Below are 16647 nucleotides of genomic sequence, written 5' to 3'. Positions count from 1 at the left end.
ACGAGAGCAGAAAAAGAAAGATGTGAAGGGATATGAAGAAGGTATTAGAACATATAAAAACAAACACATTCCCAAGATTTTATCTGTTTTATGGCAGTGAGAAGTATATGGTATTTCAAATGCGGGATCAATTAAAAAAAGCGTTGGTTGATCCTGAGGACACCATGAATTATTCATATTTCGAAGGGAAAAAGGCGGATACAAAAGAGATTGCGGAGTTGGCAAAGACCATGCCCTTTTTTTGTGATCATCGTTTCATCGTATTGGATCAAACCGGTCTCGGGAAAAAAACAGAGGAAACTTTTTTGGTGCAGTTAAAAGAGTGTGCGGATACGACGGTGCTGCTTTTTATCGAAGATGATGTTGACAAACGCTCCAAAATTTATAAGTTTTTAAAAAAGGAAGGGCATGTGGTAAATTTTGAACCTGCCAGAGAACAGGAACTATCCAGATGGATTACATCGTTGCTGAAAAAGAGCCAAAAGCAAATGTCTGCCGTTGTACTTCGAGATTTTTTGTACCGATGCGGCAATGATATGTTTACCCTGAAAAATGAACTGGAAAAATTGATTTCTTACACTGACGGCCGCAGTGAAATTACATCGGAGGATTTGAACGTTTTAACGTCTTCTCAGATCAGCAGTCAGATTTTTGTGATGTTGGAAGCCATTGCCAGAAAGCAGAGAGAAAAAGTTTTGACGCTGTATTATGATTTGATTGAATTGAAAGAATCTCCTTTCGGGATTTTAGCGCTGCTGGTTCGTCAATGTAATCAGTTTCTTCAAGTAAAGGATCTGGAACGTCTTGGGAAGAGCAATACAGAGATAGCAAAAGTCATGAAGGTTCCGCCCTTTGTTGCAGGAAAGCTGAAGGAGCAGGCAAAGATGTTTTCTTCGAAAACACTTTATATGATGGTTGAGGCGTGTGCAAAAACCGATGAACAAATCAAAAACGGACAAATTCAGGATCGGATTGGCGTAGAACTCTTATTGATTGAGTTTAGTCAATCAACTGATTCGGAATAAAACGACAAATTGGAGTATGTTAGGAAATGGAAAGGAAACCTCTCGTTTCCTGATACCACAAAAAAGAGGAGTCTGACGGTGACTCCTCTTTTTGTGGGTTAATGTTTTATTTGTATGTTGTATAAGATGCTGTTAAGCAACGGCGTTCACTGCTTTTGTTAAGCGTGAAACTTTTCTTGCAGCTGTATTTTTGTGATAGATTCCCTTAGAAGCTGCTTTATTGATCTCTGAAATGCAAGCTGTTAAAGCTTCATTTGCAGCTGCTTTATCACCTGCTGCGACAGCTGCTTCCACCTTTTTAATGTATGTCTTTACTTTTGTCTTGATCGCTTTATTTCTTGCTGTTTTTGTTTCAATAACTTTAATTCTCTTTTTTGCTGATTTAATGTTTGCCAAAGTGGGCACCTCCAATATGATAACTGTAATTTTTTTAATTTATGATTCTGCTATCTGTCTACAGCGAGACACGGTGAGCCATAGACAAAACATACTGTTACATTCTATAGAATTCTATGGGATTTGTCAAGATCTCTAAAGAAAAAAATACATATTTTTTTAAAAAAATCCAATACTAAGAAGGTGAGAGATGAACAGAATTTTTAGGAGTATCTTTGGAAAGAAAAGGAGACAGATTATGCAGAACCGCACAGATTTAGCGCTGGAGCTTAAGGAAGAAAAGGAGGAAGAATCTTCATTGTCAGGAGTTTCGGTCAAGACAAGGATTGATACATCCAATCATATCAAAGAAACAAAAATTTTTATTAAAAATAAACAGGGAGAAAAAGCTTTAGGAAAACCAAAGGGACAGTATATTACCATTGAGACTAAAAATTTAACTGAAAATGACGGAGGGTTTCATAAAGAGATGAGTGAAGCCTTATTTTTAAACTTAAAAGAAATGATCCCGGATGGAGCAAAAATTTTAGTGGCAGGTCTTGGAAATGCAGATGTTACCGCAGATTCTCTGGGACCGAGGGTTGTAAACAATTTATATGTTACGAGACATTTGAAACAGACAGGAATACTGAATGATTCTCTGGAATTAAGCGCGATTGCACCGGGTGTTATGGCACAGACCGGAATTGAAACCAGTGAAATTATCGGTGCACTGGTAAAAACAGCAAAGCCGGATATTTTAATTGCCATTGATGCGCTGGCTGCCAGAAGCTCCAGCAGATTAAACCGGACGATTCAGATCAGTGACACAGGAATTGCTCCAGGTTCCGGAGTTGGAAATCATCGCAATGAGATTACAGAACATACAGTGGGGATTCCGGTGCTGGCAGTGGGAGTTCCAACCGTTATTTCTGTTCCGGCAATTCTCAATGATCTTTTAGAAGGAGAAGATCAGGAAAAAGCGATGCAGCATCTGGAACCGGAATTTATTTCTATGCATGTAACGCCAAAAAATATTGACGAGTCAATGAAAAGAATCAGTTATACAATCTCGGAAGGAATTAATCATTTGTTGCATATTTCATAAAGTCATGAATAAAATGAAACTATGGATAAAAAGAAAAAACAAATCGTCAATTTTTGCATTTTTCTGTTTTTTTTGTTTTTTGCAGTACAGACTGCATATCAAAGAGAATTTACAGAGGAAACAATTTATGAATATTATGACCGGCTGATGGAAGGTTTTTTCCCTTCTTATCAGAACAAGCAGCAGCCGATTTATGGGACAGTCCTTTCCGGAATGATTTCTGCATATCGTACAGATTTTCTTCCGATTTTGCAGTACAGTGAAGATTATAAGAGGACATCCGAGTCCGATCTGGTTTCAGAAGAATATTATCATTTTGAAGATGACGAGTCCACAGATAAGAATGTGGAGGAAGTGGCAAAGGAAGGAAAAAAATTTCATGCAAAAAGCTGGGATTCCCCGGCATATTTAAGAAAGTATATTTATCAAATTGACAGCACTACCATGGTAACAGACAGTGAAATTAACGGAAAAGTATTGATGAATATGGATCTTCGCCTGAAGAAAGCGTCATCTCCGCAAATTTTAATTTATCATACCCACGGAAGTGAGACCTACAAAGACAGCAGAGCCGGAAAGAAATCGGATACGGTAATCGGTGTGGGAGATGAGCTGACAAAGAAATTGGAGGCAAAGGGAATTCGTGTGCTGCATGACCGAAATATTTACGATATTAAAAATGGAAAGGAGGAGCGGTCAAAGGCTTATAATTTTGCAGCCGATGCCATAGAAAATCATTTGGAAAAATATCCGGGAATTCAGGTGGTCATTGATCTGCACAGAGATGGTGTGGGCAATAACGTGAAGCTTGAGACCACACAAAATGGAGAGCGGATGGCACAAATTATGTTTTTTAATGGGGTAAGCCGTACGGCATCCAATGGGAACCTTGCTTATTTAAAAAATCCCAATAAAAAAATGAATTTGGCATTCAGTCTTCAGCTTCAGGCAGAGGCAATGAAAAAATATCCGGGATTTACAAGAAAAATCTACATGAAAGGATATCGCTATAACCTTCATTATCGGGGCAGAAGCCTCCTTGTAGAAGTGGGGGCACAAAATAATACGGTACGGCAGGCAAAAGCATCCATGAGTTTACTTGCTGAATTATTAAATAGTGTGTTATACTAAGTCAGGCTGTCTTTTTGACAGAATAGATTTAGGAGGAACGTATGGATCAGAGTAAAATACGAAATTTTTGCATTATCGCACACATTGATCATGGGAAATCTACGCTGGCAGACCGGATTATCCAGATGACAGGAACTTTAACAGATCGCGAGATGCAAGAGCAGGTTCTGGATAATATGGATTTAGAGCGAGAGAGGGGAATTACAATTAAATCCCAGGCGGTACGTATTGTTTATAAGGCAGAGGATGGAGAAGAATATATTTTTAATCTTATTGACACGCCGGGACATGTGGATTTTAATTATGAAGTATCAAGAAGTCTTGCTGCCTGTGAAGGGGCAATTTTAGTAGTGGATGCGGCACAGGGAATTGAAGCTCAGACTCTTGCCAATGTATATCTTGCCATTGATCATGATCTGGAGGTGATGCCAGTAATCAATAAGATTGATCTTCCAAGTGCAGATCCCCAGAGAGTCAAGGCAGAGATTGAGGATGTCATTGGAATTGAGGCGGAAGATGCTCCTTTGGTATCTGCAAAAAGCGGGCAAAATGTAGAAGAGGTCTTGAAGCAGATTGTAGAAAAAATTCCTGCGCCGTCAGGAGATCCGAAAGGACCGCTTCAGGGATTAATCTTTGACAGTATTTATGATGCATATAAGGGTGTTATTATTTTTACGAGAATCAAAGAAGGAACCATCAAAGCAGGAACCCGTATGAAAATGATGGCGACCGGGGAGAGTGCCGAAGTTGTGGAAGTGGGAACTTTTGGAGCCGGACAGTTTATTCCGTGTGACCAGCTGTCTGCCGGGATGGTTGGCTATGTAACAGCCAGTCTAAAGAACGTACAGGGAACAAGGGTGGGAGATACGATTACAGATTTTAATCATCCGTGTGAAGAACCTCTCCCGGGCTATAAGAAAGTTAATCCAATGGTATATTGCGGACTGTATCCCACAGACGGAGCAAAATATCCTGACTTGAGAGACGCATTGGAAAAGCTTCAGCTAAATGATGCGGCGCTTCAGTTTGAACCTGAGACATCGATTGCTTTAGGCTTTGGATTCCGATGCGGGTTTTTGGGTCTTCTGCATTTGGAAATTATTCAGGAACGATTGGAGAGAGAATATAATCTTGATTTGGTTACGACAGCTCCGGGAGTAATTTACCGGGTATATAAAACTGACGGAACGATGATCGAGCTTACCAATCCTTCTAATTTGCCGGATCCTTCAGAAATTGATCATATGGAAGAACCGATTGTGACGGCTGAAATCATGGTAACCTCAGAGTTTGTGGGGGCCATTATGGGGCTTTGTCAGGAACGGAGAGGAGTTTATCTCGGAATGGAATATATGGAAGAAACCCGGGCGCTTCTTCGCTATGAACTTCCGCTCAATGAGATTATTTATGACTTTTTTGATGCACTGAAATCTCGTTCCAGAGGATATGCATCGTTAGATTATGAAATGAAAGGATATGAGACGGCCCGTCTTGTAAAATTGGATGTTCTGATCAATAAAGAAGAGGTGGATGCATTGTCTTTTATTGTTCATGAAGATACGGCATATGAGCGCGGACGCAAGATGTGCTCAAAATTAAAAGAAGAAATTCCAAGACATCTCTTTGAAATTCCGATTCAGGCTGCAATCGGAAGCAAGATTATCGCACGCGAGACAGTCAAAGCTATGCGTAAGGACGTTCTTGCGAAATGTTACGGCGGAGATATTTCACGAAAGAGAAAGCTTTTGGAAAAACAGAAGAAAGGAAAAAAACGAATGCGTCAGGTGGGCAGCGTAGAGATACCACAGGAAGCATTTATGAGCGTTTTGAAACTGGATGAAGACTAAAGCAATAGAATTGTACGTGCATATTCCCTTCTGCATTGCAAAATGCAATTATTGTGATTTTTGCTCCTTTCCGGCATCAGAAGAAGTTATTTGCCGGTATATGGAGAAACTAAAGGAAGAACTCTGTCAATGGGGGAACAAACTTGGACATCCCAAAGTATCTACAATCTTTATTGGCGGAGGTACCCCTTCTTCCCTTGAAAAAGAACAAATGGAAAGTCTTTGCCAAACTATTTTGAAGGAATTTCGGGTATTAAATAATGCTGAAATTACCATAGAAGCCAATCCGGGAACCGTAGATTTTGAAAAACTTTTATCATATCGAACTTCGGGAATCAATCGAATCAGTTTTGGACTTCAGACGACTGTACAAAAGGAACTTTCTTACCTGGGAAGAATTCACACGTATGAACAATTTTTGCATGGATTTCATCAGGCGAGAGAAGCAGGGTTTGAGAACATCAATGTGGATCTGATGAGTGCCATTCCCAGACAAACACTATCGTCATATGAAAAGAGTCTGAGAAGAGTTGCCAAATTACAACCGGAGCACATCTCCGCTTACAGTCTGATCATTGAAGAAGGAACGCCGTTTTTTGAAAACGATCATCTTAGCTGTGATCTTCCATCAGATGAGGAAGAGCTTAAAATGTATCAGATGACAGAAGAGATTCTTAGAGAGTACGGTTATCATAAATATGAAATTTCAAATTATGCAAAGAGAGGATATGAAAGCCGGCATAATCTTGGATATTGGTCAGCGGTTCCCTATCTTGGCGTGGGATTAAATGCATCTTCCTATCTGGATGAGAAACGTTTTGATCATCCGTCAGATTTAAAAGCGTATCTTGGTACACAAAATTTTTGTGAAAGTCTGGAAAAAGCAGTCACCTTATCTGACAGAGAACGAATGGAGGAATTTATGTTTCTTGGACTCCGGAAAACCCAGGGAGTGTCAAAAACTCTTTTTCGTCAGTTATTCGGCTGCTCCATGGCTTTCGTTTATCAGGATGTGATAAAAGAAGCCGTGGGGCACGGCTGGATGGAGGAAACGGATGAAGGAATTCGCTTGACCAAAGAAGGGGTACTGATTAGTAATCATATTCTTTCTGATTTTTTACTGCCGGAAGAACCGTTATAAATCCATCAATTTTTGGAGATTGATAAGCCCCCAGCCTTGATGGCGTCTGGGGGTTTTTAATTTGTCGCAGCTGGAACGAAGCTTAATTTTGACTTCTTTGTTCGTATAATAAGGATATTTTTCCAGAAGCAGTGCAAAAGCGCCCGAAACCGCTGGGGTTGCCATGGAGGTTCCGCTTTTTAATGTATAGCGGTTTGAAAATCCACAGGAGAGAATATTGGTGCCAGGTGCCACAACGTCTGGTTTCATAATACAGGATGCGGTTGGTCCTCTGCCGGAATAGTGGCTGGAGAAACGATAATTTCCAATAATTTTCGATGAGTCGTCGCTGGAACCTACGGTAATGATCTTGGGGCTGTTTCCAGGAATGGAAATGCTTTGGGGGTTGGGACCCTGATTTCCCCCTGCGATACAGACAACCAAACCGTCGTCCCAAAGCTGGTTTACATGGAAGAGAAGTTCTTCGGAAGCTTTGTTATCATGGTTGTTCGCAGTGCCAATAGAAATATTTACAATCCGAATATCATAAGAACGGTAATTGTGATGAATCCAGTCCAGGCCGCGAATAAAGGCAGACTGCACACCGTTTCCCATGGCATCCAGCACTTTGATGGTAACAATGTGAGACTTTGGAGCGATGCCAAGATAATCAGATTCGTACAAGGCGGAAGATGCTGCGATTCCGGTAATATGCGTTCCATGTCCGTTATCATCGTATGGGCGGGAACGCCCTCTGACAAGATCAACAAAGGCGGCAATGCGCTGATCCAATGGTGAAAAATCTTTATGCCCGGCAAGTCCGGTATCCAAATAGGCAATACCGATGCCTTCTCCGAGAAATCCATGCTGATGGGCAAGATCTGCATGGATTTGTTTTGAAACAGATGAATACATGGTGTTCTCCTAATATTTCTTATGATAGAATACGTGAAAATGAAAAAAATGAGACAAAAATAGAACTACGAGAGAAGAGACTGGAGGAGTTTATGAAATTTTTGAGACAATTTATGTTAATTATTTTAATATCTTTTTTGGGTGAGAGTTTAAAAGTATTTCTGCCATTTCCGATTCCCGCCAGTGTATATGGATTGATCCTTATGCTGGTCTGCCTCGGCACCGGAGTGGTTGCACTGAATCAGGTAAAAGACGCGGCGTTTTTTTTGATTGAGATTATGCCGGTAATGTTTATACCTGCTGCGGTGGGATTGATGGATTCATGGGATGCGCTGAAAGCAGTGCTTCTTCCCGTATCAGTCGTCACCGTTGTCATTACCATTGTTGTAATGGCAGTTGCCGGACGGGTATCGCAGACAGTCGTTGCAAAAAGGGGGACGAAAAATGAATGAATTGTTTCGGACTTCCCTGTTTTTGGGAGCTGCTCTTAGTCTGATTGCTTACGAGATCGGACTTGTTCTGAAACGTAAGTTTGCTGTGGCGATTTTAAATCCGCTATTGATCGCAGTTGTGATTGTAATTGTTTTATTAAAGGCGCTGCATGTGGAATATACCGTATATAATGAAAGTGCCAAATACGTATCATATCTTTTAACACCGGCAACGGTTTGTCTGGCAGTGCCGCTTTATGAGCAATTAAATCTTCTTAGAAAAAATTTATTGGCGGTGATATGTGGGATTTTTGCCGGAACACTTTCCAGTCTGGGTGGAATTTTTGTACTTTCAAAATTATTTTCTTTCAATCACCAGCTCTATGTTACACTGCTTCCCAAATCAATTACCACGGCAATTGGAATTGGGATTTCGCAGGAGTTTGACGGAATTGTAACAATTACAGTTGCTGTGATTATTCTTACAGGAATTCTGGGAAATGTGATTGCAGATGGCGTATTTCGTATATTCCGAATTCATAATCCGCTGGCAAAGGGGTTGGCGCTGGGAACGGCTTCTCATGCCATTGGAACAGCAAAGGCGATGGAAATGGGGCCGGTAGAAGGAGCGATGAGCAGTCTTGCGGTTGCGGTATCAGGAGTTTTGACCGTTGTTATGGTATCATTTTTTGCACCTTTGATTTAGAGAGTGAGAATAAGGAAGGGAGAATTGTATGGAGGAAGCGAAAGAATTAATCATTACCATTGGAAGAGAGCATGGGACCATGGGAAAAAGGATTGCAGATGCGTTAAAAGAAAAGCTTTGTCTGCCGATCTATGATAAGGAAAGTCTGTTGGATGCAGTCAAAGGAACCAGAGACTATGATGAGCTAAACGCTTTTTACCATGACCGACAAATCAATAGTCTGTTATATGCCATCGCCATGAGAGAAAATCTTACGCACATCAACCAAGTACCGTTTGAAATTATAAAAAGAGTGATTGAGGACAGAGGTGGAATTGTTATGGACAGCTGTGGGAATTATCTGTTTTGCGGCAGACCGAATACTGTCAGGATTTTTCTTCATGGAAGCAAAGAAATCCGTAGAAAAAATCTTATGGGAGCGATGGGATTATCTAAAAAGCAGGCAGAAAAAGAAATGGAAGATGAGGATGCCAAGAGGTTTGAATTTCACAAATATTACACCAATGAAATTTGGGGAATGTCCAATGGCTATGAATTGTGCCTGGATCAGGGAATTCTTGGAACCGAGGGGTGTTTGAAAGTCATTATGGAATATTTGAAAATCCGAGGGCTTATCTCTTAAAAAACATGATTTTTTGAATAAATAAAAAACATCTCGTTTGACAACAGCTGCAGTGAGCATGGTTTTTCAATGAGATGTTTTTTCATTTAATTGAATCCGATAAATTTTCGAGCAGCTTTGTACATTCCGATGGTTGCTTTTCTTCCGCCGTATCCCGGAAGATTTACGGCATATCCGGTAATACTGTGTCGGATTTTTCGATAGAGACGTTTATTTTTCTTATAGAGATATCTCCAGAGCTCTTTCTTCATCTTTAAATGCTCTTTTGTTCCGGATTTCACGGCGATCACAGAAGAAATACACATAATAATGGAGAGATAGTGTCTCATATAACGGGCAAGAGGTTTGCTGACAATGTCAAATTCTGAAAGATAATCAATCATAAGATAGGTTACCTTAAATTGCTGGTCGATTCGTTTGATCATATTGGCTTCATTAACAGACTGGTCATCTCGTCCGATAAAATATCGATAAAAATTAACGTCCAAATAATACATGGTTTTGACATATGGAAGAGGTTTGAATACATAAATATTATCTACGTAAAATGTATGTTCCGGCAATTCTAACTGACATTCATGGAGCAGAGCGGTGCGGTAGATCACAGAGTGCATTAAAATATATTGACTGACTGGAAAACGTCCGACTTCATCCCAGCAAAAGACTCTTTCTTTTGGAATGGCATGACGGTAATGGATAACCGTTTTTCTTTTAACGCCCTGCTTTTCATACACATAGTTAGACAGAAGCATGTCCAGAACTGTCCCCTGGCTGTAAAAGTTGGATAAGGTGTCCAGAATTTCACCATAAGCATATTCATTGACCCAATCGTCGCTGTCTACGACTTTTAAATAAATGCCCTTGGCATTGGCAATTCCGGTGTTGACAGCGCCGCCGTGTCCTTTGTTTTCCTGATGAATGGCACGACATATATTCGGATATTTCTTTTCGTATTCTTCCGCAATGTCAGCAGTATGGTCTGAGGAACCGTCGTTGATAATTAAAATTTCAACCTGATCTCCTCCGATCAATAAGGTATCAATACAATGACGCATATATTCCTGAGAGTTGTAACAAGGTACAACAAAGGATATTAATTTCATATAAACCTCCTAATTTGTTTTCATCCTATAGTTACTATTATAATCTCTTTGATAGAAATTAGCAAAGAGTTTCCCATTCTTCATAGAGTTTTTCCAAAGAATCGGTAATCAATGCGTGCTGGTTTCCCAGCTCTATGAGTTTTTTAGAGTTTGTGGAGTTTTCTGGCAAAGACATTTGCAGATTTAAATGTTCCTGTGTTTCTTCCAGCTTGGAAATTTCTTCCTCCACTTTTTTTAAGCGATTCTCTTTTTTTCGCTGTTTGGCCTGTTCTTCTTTTTGCTGCTGCCAGCTGACTTTTGATGCAGTAACTGTTTCCGGTTTTGGAGCTTCTTCCTGTTTTGTGTTGTTCTCTTTTTCCTTTTGGAGGAGATAATCCTGATAGTTGCCTGGATAAGAATTCAATCCGTGATCGGAAATTTCCAAAACTCTGGTTGCGGTTTTGTTTATAAAGTAACGGTCATGCGATACATACAAGATTGTACCGGTATAGGCATTCATTGCAGTTTCCAAAATTTCTTTGGAATGAATATCTAAATGATTGGTAGGTTCGTCAAGAATCAAAAAATTTGCATGGGAGAGCATCAATTTTGCAAGGGATACACGACCTTTTTCTCCGCCGCTTAAAGAAGAAATCGGACGAAACACATCTTCTCCGTAAAATAGAAACGCTGCCAGGGTATTTCTGATTTTTGTATTGGTCAGATCAGGATAAGAATCAGAAATTTCGTCAAAAATAGTTTTGGATGAATCTAAATTATCCTGAGCCTGATCGTAATATCCGATGGTGACACCGGCGCCGAGTTGGATGATCCCCTCATTTTTTCTGACCTTTTTACAGATGATTTTTAACAGGGTAGTTTTTCCGGTTCCGTTTGGACCAATCAGTGCAACCCGTTCTCCCCGAAAAATGTCAGCGCTGATTTTTTGAAATAAAGATTTTGAATTAAAAGATTTAGCGACATCTTTTAAACTTAAGACATCGTTTCCGCTGATCGTTTCCGGCTCAATGGAAAGGCGCATGTCAGCGTTATAGTCCATAGGTTTTTCCAGAACTTCGATTTTTTCTAAAGCTTTTTCTCTGCTCTCAGCTCTGCGGATGGATTTCTCCCGATTGAATCGCTTTAATTTCTGGATGACTTCTTGCTGATGTTTTATTTCCTGCTGCTGGTTTTTATATTCTTTCAGCCGAATTGCTTTGATTTGATTTCGTTTTTCAATAAATGCTGTATAGTTTCCATCAAAAAGCATGGATTTACCAAACTCAATTTCCATAACCTTATTGACAATTTTGTCTAGAAAATAGCGGTCATGAGAAACGATGATGACGGCGCCTTTATAATGAGAAAGATAAGTTTCCAGCCATCGAATGGATGCGACATCCAAATGGTTTGTCGGTTCATCCAACAAAAGTACATCTGGATTTTTCAGAAGCAGTTTTCCCAGTGCAACACGCGTTCTTTGTCCGCCGGAAAGGGTGTTGATCTGTTTGTTAAAATCTTCTTCTGAGAATCCAAGACCTTTTAATATTCCGGTGATCTCACTTTTATAGGCAAAGCCATTCATCTGTTCAAATTGGTGGGTAGCCTGCGTGTATTGATTCATTTTTTGTTCCAGGGCATCTCCTGTTAAATCTTTCATCTCCTGCTCATATCTGCGCATTTTTTCATCCAACAAAATAACATCCTTTTTAACAGAAAGCAATTCGTCAAAAATGGTATGATGGAATTGATGTTCCTGATGTTGGGCAAGATAACCGATGGAAGTATCTTTTTTTATAGAAATATTGCCTTCGTCTGCCCCAAGTTCTCCAATTAAAATTTTTAAGAGTGTAGATTTTCCGGCACCGTTATATCCGATAATTGCCAGGCGGTCATTTTCATTTAAATGAAAAGATACATTTTTGAGAACTGGCTTTTCGACAAATGTTTTGCAGAGATTCTGGCATGATAAAATCATAGAAAACTCCTTTCAAAAATAAGATATTACAACGATTTGTTGTAATTGACACTATTTTTCAGAATATCATATTTTTCTCTAAAATAAAAGGCATTTCCTCCGAAAGACTGAAAATCTGTAGAAGTGTTCAAGAAATTTTGGATAGATTCATGGCAGAAAGATTGACAGATATTAGACAATCTTATATAATAGAAACAGAATAAATGTTTGGAGGAATCAGATGGGAAACGCAGATAAGAATATTTCATCCGCAGTTATAAAGCGCCTGCCACGGTATTTTCGCTATCTTGGCGCGTTGAAGGCAAAAAATATCACTAGAATTTCCTCAAAAGAGTTAAGTGAGCAGATGATGGTAACTGCGTCCCAGATTCGTCAGGATTTGAATAATTTTGGAGGATTTGGGCAGCAGGGCTACGGATATAATGTTGACAATTTGTATACAGAGATCGGAAAGATTCTGGGGCTTGATCAGCGCAATGATATGATTATTGTCGGAGCAGGAAATCTTGGGCAGGCTCTTGCCAACTATCAGTCTTTTAATGAAGATTACGGATATAAGGTGATGGCATTGTTTGATGTGAATCCAAAATTGATTGGAATTTCCGTTCGGGGAGTTAAAGTTCTTGATACGGACGAATTGGAGAATTTTATTAAGACCCATGATATTAAAATTGCAGCGCTCACCATTCCGAAGGATCAGGCGCCGGGAATTGCCCGGAAGATGGCGGAATGGGGAATCAAAGGATTTTGGAATTTCGCCCCAATTGATTTGCATCTTCCGGAAAATGTTACGGTGGAGAATGTACATTTGGCAGAAAGCCTGATGACGCTGACTTACAATATTCACAATCGGGAAGAGAGTGAGATGTAAACGATGATCATCGGAATTGGAACGGATCTTGTGGAAATTGAGCGAATCAGAGCAATGCTTTCAAGACAAAGTGGTCTCAAAAGAATTTTTACAACCAAAGAATTAGTTTGTGCAAAGAATAATGCTGCGACTTTAGCCGGCAATTTTGCTGTAAAAGAAGCCGTTTCCAAAGTATTTGGAACCGGCTTTTTCGGTGTAGAACCGTTTGAGATTGAAGTTTTAAGAGACAAGAAAGGCGCGCCGTTTGTGTGCCTTTGTGGACGTGCAAAAGAAATGGCACAAAAACTTGGAATTGAACAAATCCATGTTTCCATTACCAATACGGAAGCATTGGTACAGGCCTTTGTAATAGGAGAACGACAATGAAATATGTATTGAAAAGTCAGGAAATGCAGGATATTGATCGGGAAACCATTCATAAAATTAAAATTCCCGGACTGGTTTTGATGGAGAGGGCCTCCCAAGCTGTAGCTGAGTGTGCAATGTCCTGCGTAAATGGAGATGCCAGAATTTTGGTGATTGCGGGAATTGGAAATAATGGCGGCGATGCATTGGCCACAGCCAGAATTCTTTTGGAACAACAATATTCAGTGGATGTTATGATTGTTGGGAATTTGGAAAAAGCATCGGAGGATCTGAAATTACAGTTGAAAATTTTAGAGAATCTCGGATATCAATTTTTGCGGCAGGCAGAGATTGCTTCTTACGATCTGTTGATTGAAGGAATTTTCGGAGTGGGACTGACAAGAGAAATCAAAGGGGAATATGAAGAGATCATTGAGCAGATCAATGTTTCAGGGAAGAGGGTTCTCTCGATTGATATTCCTTCCGGGATTCATGGGGATACCGGAAAAATTATGGGATGTGCCGTTCGTGCGGATGCTACCGTGACGTTCGGCGGATTCAAGAGAGGTCATTTGCTGTATCCGGGGAGAGATTATTGTGGAGATACAAGATTGGCATCCATCGGTTTTCATGACCAAACGATACAAAAATATGCCACGGCATTTACGCTTGAAAATCCTCGGAATCTCATGCCCAAAAGAGAAAATTATTCCAACAAGGGAACTTACGGAAAGGTACTGGTCATTGCGGGCAATGAAACAATGTCAGGCGCCGCCTGCTTTGCAGCGGAGGCAGTACTTAGAATGGGCGCAGGGCTGGTGAAGGTCTTGTCTCACAGAGAAAACCGCAGAGTACTTCAGACGAGATTGCCGGAATGTCTGTTTGGAGAATATAAAGAAATCAAAGAAGCTTTATCCTGGTGTGATTGTGTTTTGTTTGGACCGGGAATCGGTATTTCGGATGATGCAAAAGAGATGCTTCAATTTCTTTTGGAATACGGGAAAGTACCGCTTGTAATTGATGCCGACGGATTGAATCTGATCAGCCGTTACCGAATGAATCTATCATATGCTCATGGATTGGTGCTGACCCCGCATGTTTTGGAGGCTGCCAGACTTCTCGGAGTAACAAGAGAAGAAATTCAGGAAGATTTTTGCCGGATGGCAGAGCGCATTTCGGAAATTTTTCATGCTACAGCTGTTTTAAAAGACGCCGCAACGGTTGTTGCAGAAGAAGAAAAACGGTTGTATATGAATCAAAGCGGCAATCACGGAATGGCAACCGGAGGCAGCGGAGATGTTTTGGCAGGAATGATTACAGGACTGCTTGGTTCTGGAATGACACCAAATCAGGCAGCTGTGAGAGGCGTATATCTTCATGGTTTGGCGGGAGATGCTGCCAGGGAAGAAAAAGGAGCCTACAGCATGATTGCGTCAGATATTTTAGATCACATAAAGGATGTTACAGGAGGAAGACATGAATCAGTATTATCGAGTGCATGCAGTGATTGACTTGGATGCAATTTGTCATAATATGAGAGAAGTGAAACGAATTGTGGGACCGGAAGTAAAGGTTATGCCGGTGATTAAGGCGGACGGATATGGGCATGGAGCAGTTCCTGTGGCAAGAGCGCTGAATAAGATTGGAGCGGACGCTTTTGCGGTTGCCATTATGGAAGAGGGAATTACACTGCGCAATCATGGCATTCGACAGCCCATTTTGATTTTGGGATACACTTCGGAATATCAGTACAGCTCTATGATTCAATATGATATTGAGCCTACGGTTTTTTGTTTTGAAATGGCAGAGTCCTTGTCAAAGATTGCACAGGCTCTGGGCAAAGATGCCAAAATTCATATTAAAGTTGATACGGGAATGAACCGAATCGGGTTTCAGCCTACCGAAGAGTCGGTACAGATCGTTGAAAAGATTTCGAGACTTCCGAATCTTAAGATTCAAGGTATTTTTACACATTTTGCCTGCGCAGATGAAGCCAATAAAAGTTCAGCTGCAAAACAGGAGGAAAAATTTGATTGGTTTGTAAAAGAACTCTCGGAAAGGGGAGTCGAAATCCCCATAAAACATGTTTCCAACAGCGCAGCGATCATAGATCTTCAAAAGTATCGCAAAGATATGGTGCGGTCTGGAATTATAACGTACGGGCTTTATCCATCCAAAGAAGTATCAAGAAATATACTGGATTTACAGCCGGCAATGTCTTTAAAAACACACATTGTCCATATAAAAGAAGTCGAGGCAGGAGAAGGGATCAGCTATAATTATACTTACGTAACCAGCAGAAGAACCAAAATTGCTACAATTCCCGTAGGATATGCAGACGGATATCCCAGACTTCTCTCTTCCAAAGGCAGGGTGCTGATCCGGGGTCAATATGCACCGATTGTGGGAAGAATTTGTATGGATCAGTTTATGGTAGATGTGACGGACATTGAAGGAGTTTCTGTCATGGATGAAGTTACATTGATTGGCAAAGATGGGGACTGTGAAATTTCAGTGGAAGAAGTTGCAGAGCTTGCCCAGACGATTCATTATGAGTTTATTTGCGGAATCGGAAAACGGGTACCTCGTGTTTATGTTGGAAACAATTCAGAATCCTAGGTTTTTTTGAAAAATAAGGGTTTCTTTGAATACTTTTGAAAGAAATGTCAATACTCTTCATAAACTAAAAAAGAGAGAAATGGAGAGTGTTTATGATTATGGTAATAAAGCGAGGGGATATATTTTATGCAGATTTAAGACCGGTGGTGGGGTCAGAGCAGGGGGGGATTCGCCCTGTGATCGTTTTGCAAAATGATGCCGGAAACCGATATAGTCCTACGATAATCTGTGCAGCCATTACAAGCAAGATGAACAAGGCAAAACTGCCGACACATGTGCCGTTGGATTGTCGGAAATGTCAACTGGAGAAGGACTCTGTCATTTTGTTGGAACAGATTCGTACCATTGATAAAAGCAGACTCAGAGAAAAAGTATGTCATTTAAATTGTGATTTTTTAGATCAGGTGGATCACGCACTGCGGATCAGTTTAAGTCTTGATACATAGCCGGACGCAGGAAAGTTGACCTTTTC

At 40.4% G+C, this 16647-nt stretch carries 17 protein-coding genes; 13 read left to right on the top strand and 4 right to left on the bottom strand.

The window, feature by feature from the left end; genetic code table 11:
* Positions 1-32: 32 nt before the first annotated feature.
* Entirely contained in the window at positions 33-1025 is a 993-nt protein-coding gene (gene holA / locus AC27EF_RS06910; protein ID WP_487109857.1) for a DNA polymerase III subunit delta, read from the top strand.
* Between the two features lie 132 nt (positions 1026-1157).
* Here holA and rpsT read toward each other — a convergent pair whose 3' ends face one another.
* Positions 1158-1421: a 30S ribosomal protein S20 gene (gene rpsT / locus AC27EF_RS06905; protein WP_487109856.1), complete on the bottom strand. Its 264-nt coding sequence runs from the start codon at positions 1419-1421 to the stop codon at positions 1158-1160.
* A 238-nt stretch (positions 1422-1659) separates the two neighbouring features.
* Here rpsT and gpr point away from each other — a divergent pair, with 238 nt between their 5' ends.
* The 4 genes from gpr to hemW are packed head-to-tail and all read left to right on the top strand — an operon-like array spanning position 1660 to position 6627.
* Positions 1660-2508 carry a GPR endopeptidase gene (gene gpr, locus AC27EF_RS06900; protein ID WP_487109855.1) on the top strand — a complete coding sequence of 283 codons (849 nt, stop codon included), beginning with the start codon at positions 1660-1662 and terminating at the stop codon, positions 2506-2508.
* A 21-nt stretch (positions 2509-2529) separates the two neighbouring features.
* Complete coding sequence (gene spoIIP / locus AC27EF_RS06895; RefSeq protein ID WP_487109853.1) at positions 2530-3639, top strand: stage II sporulation protein P; 1110 nt, start codon at positions 2530-2532, stop codon at positions 3637-3639.
* A 41-nt stretch (positions 3640-3680) separates the two neighbouring features.
* Positions 3681-5486 carry a translation elongation factor 4 gene (gene lepA, locus AC27EF_RS06890; RefSeq protein WP_487109852.1) on the top strand — a complete coding sequence of 602 codons (1806 nt, stop codon included), beginning with the start codon at positions 3681-3683 and terminating at the stop codon, positions 5484-5486.
* A complete protein-coding gene (hemW, locus tag AC27EF_RS06885) occupies positions 5476-6627 on the top strand; it encodes a radical SAM family heme chaperone HemW (protein WP_487109850.1) in 1152 nt (383 codons plus the stop codon). The genes lepA and hemW overlap by 11 nt, the downstream gene beginning before the upstream one ends.
* Here hemW and AC27EF_RS06880 read toward each other — a convergent pair.
* A complete protein-coding gene (locus AC27EF_RS06880) occupies positions 6622-7521 on the bottom strand; it encodes a S8 family peptidase (RefSeq protein ID WP_487109849.1) in 900 nt (299 codons plus the stop codon). The genes hemW and AC27EF_RS06880 overlap by 6 nt on opposite strands.
* A 92-nt stretch (positions 7522-7613) precedes the next feature.
* Here AC27EF_RS06880 and AC27EF_RS06875 point away from each other — a divergent pair, with 92 nt between their 5' ends.
* From AC27EF_RS06875 to AC27EF_RS06865, 3 genes are read left to right on the top strand one after another with little or no spacing between them, the layout of a single operon-like run.
* A complete protein-coding gene (locus tag AC27EF_RS06875; RefSeq protein WP_487109847.1) occupies positions 7614-7973 on the top strand; it encodes a CidA/LrgA family protein in 360 nt (119 codons plus the stop codon).
* Positions 7966-8658 carry an LrgB family protein gene (locus tag AC27EF_RS06870; protein WP_487109846.1) on the top strand — a complete coding sequence of 231 codons (693 nt, stop codon included), beginning with the start codon at positions 7966-7968 and terminating at the stop codon, positions 8656-8658. The genes AC27EF_RS06875 and AC27EF_RS06870 overlap by 8 nt, the downstream gene beginning before the upstream one ends.
* Positions 8659-8686: 28 nt before the next feature.
* Positions 8687-9280 carry a cytidylate kinase-like family protein gene (locus AC27EF_RS06865; protein ID WP_487109844.1) on the top strand — a complete coding sequence of 198 codons (594 nt, stop codon included), beginning with the start codon at positions 8687-8689 and terminating at the stop codon, positions 9278-9280.
* An 86-nt stretch (positions 9281-9366) separates the two neighbouring features.
* On the opposite strand, the gene AC27EF_RS06860 is transcribed toward AC27EF_RS06865, so the two are convergent.
* Both AC27EF_RS06860 and AC27EF_RS06855 read right to left on the bottom strand, forming a co-directional pair.
* On the bottom strand, positions 9367-10383 hold the full coding sequence (locus AC27EF_RS06860) for a glycosyltransferase family 2 protein (RefSeq protein ID WP_487109843.1): 1017 nt from the start codon (positions 10381-10383) through the stop codon (positions 9367-9369).
* A gap of 58 nt (positions 10384-10441) precedes the next feature.
* A complete protein-coding gene (locus AC27EF_RS06855) occupies positions 10442-12340 on the bottom strand; it encodes an ABC-F family ATP-binding cassette domain-containing protein (protein WP_487109842.1) in 1899 nt (632 codons plus the stop codon).
* A gap of 220 nt (positions 12341-12560) precedes the next feature.
* On the opposite strand from AC27EF_RS06855, the gene AC27EF_RS06850 reads away from it, so the two are divergent.
* The 5 genes from AC27EF_RS06850 (at position 12561) to AC27EF_RS06830 (ending at position 16621) form a co-directional block, all read left to right on the top strand.
* Positions 12561-13211 carry a redox-sensing transcriptional repressor Rex gene (locus AC27EF_RS06850; protein WP_487109840.1) on the top strand — a complete coding sequence of 217 codons (651 nt, stop codon included), beginning with the start codon at positions 12561-12563 and terminating at the stop codon, positions 13209-13211.
* 3 nt (positions 13212-13214) lie between these two features.
* Positions 13215-13577, top strand: coding sequence for a holo-ACP synthase (gene acpS, locus AC27EF_RS06845; protein ID WP_487109839.1), 363 nt, complete (start codon positions 13215-13217; stop codon positions 13575-13577).
* Positions 13574-15067: an NAD(P)H-hydrate dehydratase gene (locus AC27EF_RS06840; RefSeq protein WP_487109837.1), complete on the top strand. Its 1494-nt coding sequence runs from the start codon at positions 13574-13576 to the stop codon at positions 15065-15067. Before acpS ends, AC27EF_RS06840 begins: the two co-directional genes overlap by 4 nt.
* Complete coding sequence (gene alr / locus AC27EF_RS06835) at positions 15033-16175, top strand: alanine racemase (protein WP_487109835.1); 1143 nt, start codon at positions 15033-15035, stop codon at positions 16173-16175. The genes AC27EF_RS06840 and alr overlap by 35 nt, the downstream gene beginning before the upstream one ends.
* 98 nt (positions 16176-16273) lie before the next feature.
* Positions 16274-16621 carry a type II toxin-antitoxin system PemK/MazF family toxin gene (locus AC27EF_RS06830; RefSeq protein ID WP_487110015.1) on the top strand — a complete coding sequence of 116 codons (348 nt, stop codon included), beginning with the start codon at positions 16274-16276 and terminating at the stop codon, positions 16619-16621.
* Positions 16622-16647: the final 26 nt, after the last annotated feature.

The organism is Anaerostipes stercorihominis (assembly GCF_057535655.1).
The sequence above is the reverse complement of the archived record's forward strand: the minus strand, read 5'-3'. Positions and strand labels throughout refer to the sequence as shown.